This window comes from Arthrobacter sp. TMN-49, assembly GCF_054511095.1.
The window spans coordinates 1-1,381 of sequence record NZ_JBTNDH010000075.1 but is presented as its reverse complement, the minus strand read 5'-3'; the positions used below and the strand labels follow the sequence as shown (position 1 = coordinate 1,381).

1 protein-coding gene and 1 pseudogene are annotated in these 1,381 nt (G+C 60.2%); both read right to left on the bottom strand.

Annotated elements, in window-relative coordinates:
* The coding region (locus ACX80E_RS17170; protein ID WP_459303274.1) for a transposase at nt 1–1,144 on the bottom strand (1,144 nt) is incomplete at its 3' end.
* A 36-nt stretch (nt 1,145–1,180) separates the two neighbouring features.
* A pseudogene (locus ACX80E_RS17165) lies at nt 1,181–1,306 on the bottom strand (transposase); the annotation flags it as partial.
* Nucleotides 1,307–1,381 lie beyond the last annotated feature (75 nt).

The following is a 1,381-nucleotide window of genomic DNA, read 5'->3' as shown; positions in this document are numbered from 1 at the left end:
TGCCGCGGTTGAAGAATCGGGTGATGTTGGTGGCCATGGCTGCGAGGGTGAGTTGGGCCTGCACAGCGGCTTTGCCTCGGACCGTGAATTGGCGCAGGCCGCGCCCGTCTTTGAGGTGGGCGTTGATTGTTTCAATGGTCGCCGAGCGGCGCTTATACAGGGCCCTGTTCGCGGGGTCTTTGAGTTTCTCGGCCATCAAATGTGCGCTGGCTTGGCCGTTGGAGTAGCTGCCGTTCCAGCCTTCACCGTCTACACCGCCACGGCCCGGGGCGATGAGCCGATCGGGTCCTTCGGCTTTCACTGCCGCATCGCTAAGGTAGCCGCTGTCAGCGTTGAGCATGCCGATGCTCAGGTCAGTCCGCCCGGTGCGGATCGCCATGTCTTTGAGGGTTTCATCAACCCGGCTCATCATCGGAATGAACCAAGACCGGTCCGTGGGATCGTTCGTGGCTTGTGCGACCAGTATCAGGAAGTCATCAGAGCACATGATCTGGGCGTTATAGCCCTGAACGAACCCCTGACGGGTCTTCATCACCCGCGATTGGGGATCGGTCGTGTTTCGCTTCGCTAGCTTCATGTTCTTGACCGGTGTCCCGGCCAGCAAGTCATCATGGCGTTGTTGAAGAACCAGCTTCTTGCGGGTCGCTGAACCCAGATCACGGCGAGCATTTTGAAGTTCTTTCCCACCATCAGCCACCGGAGAACGCCCCATCGGGGCCTGTCCTACAGCCTTCTTCTCCTGATAGTTCTTCACCCGCTGTTGCTGGGCCTGCTCTGCCTGGGAAACCCGCTGCTGCGCGGCTTCTTCCTTCGCCGTCAAGGCTTCCAGCGGGGCACCGATGTCTTCGGCGAGTTGTTCCTCCACACTGGCAATGGCCGCCTGGATCCGGGAGGCACGATCTGAGCCGGTGAAATCATCAGGGATCTGATCGTCGTAATCAATCCCGGCCTCGTCCTCGGCCGTGTCAGTGTCTTCCGCCTTTTTCAGTTCAGCGCCCGCCAGCTTCCGCAGCGTTGTCAATGACCTCGTCCGGGACATTGACGCACTGGCACGGATCTTCGTCCCATCCAGGGAAACCTGCCCGAACTTGCCCATACCCACGCTCAGGCACAATGCCAAAACCTGCGCGAACAACTCCGTCATGTCAGGGCGGTGTCGCTGCAAAAATCGGGCCAACACGGTGTGGTCAGGGGAGTCTTGGGCGCATATGACCCGGAACGCGACATCTTCCACGCAGGCCCGCTCGATCTGTCGTGAGGAGGTGATACCCCTCGCTGAGGCATACAACCACAACCCCAACAACATGTCCGGGTCATAACCCTGCCGGCCCGTACCCCCACGCTTGGAGCGGCCATGAAGCACCGTCGTATCCAACCGTGC